Origin of the sequence: Streptomyces sp. SID13726, from assembly GCF_010548375.1 — a bacterium.
Classification (GTDB): Bacteria; Actinomycetota; Actinomycetes; order Streptomycetales; family Streptomycetaceae; genus Streptomyces.
Window position 1 is genome coordinate 1 of sequence record NZ_JAAGLY010000466.1, and the last position, 438, is coordinate 438.

The following is a 438-nucleotide window of genomic DNA, read 5'->3' on the forward strand; positions in this document are numbered from 1 at the left end:
CGAGCGGCTTGTACCCGCGTTACTCACGTTCGGCGCGGGCGCGGACGCCGGGCAGCATCTTCTGCGTCATGAGGAAGCTGACCGGCTGTACCGCCTCGACGGTGGCCCGGCCCACGGCGCCGAGCGGCAGGTAGCGCTCACGGACCAGCAGGCGCGACCGTGGCGTGCCGTCCTCGCCCGGCGGCAGCGGGCGGACGACGAACGCCCACGAGAACCGGAACGGCATCGTGTCCGGCTTCCCCGGCCCGGGCGCGCCGAGCAGCACGAGGTGCGAGCCCGGCTCCAACTCCGCGACGCGCAGGACAGCCTCGTCGGCGAGGTGGACGTCGTCGCCCACGGCCAGGTCCTGCCAGCGCTCCTCGATCGCGTCGGCGCTGCGGATGTCCAGGCCGACCAGGTTCTCCAGGGCGTCGTAGGAGTAGAAGCCGCCGCGGCCCT

Annotated in this window: 1 protein-coding gene; it reads right to left on the reverse strand. The window is 73.5% G+C overall.

Annotation, left to right across the window (positions count from 1 at the left end; all coding sequences use genetic code 11):
- Positions 1-19 precede the first annotated feature (19 nt).
- A partial coding sequence (locus tag G3I78_RS48610; protein ID WP_203616548.1) for a hypothetical protein occupies positions 20-438 on the reverse strand: 419 nt, incomplete at its 5' end.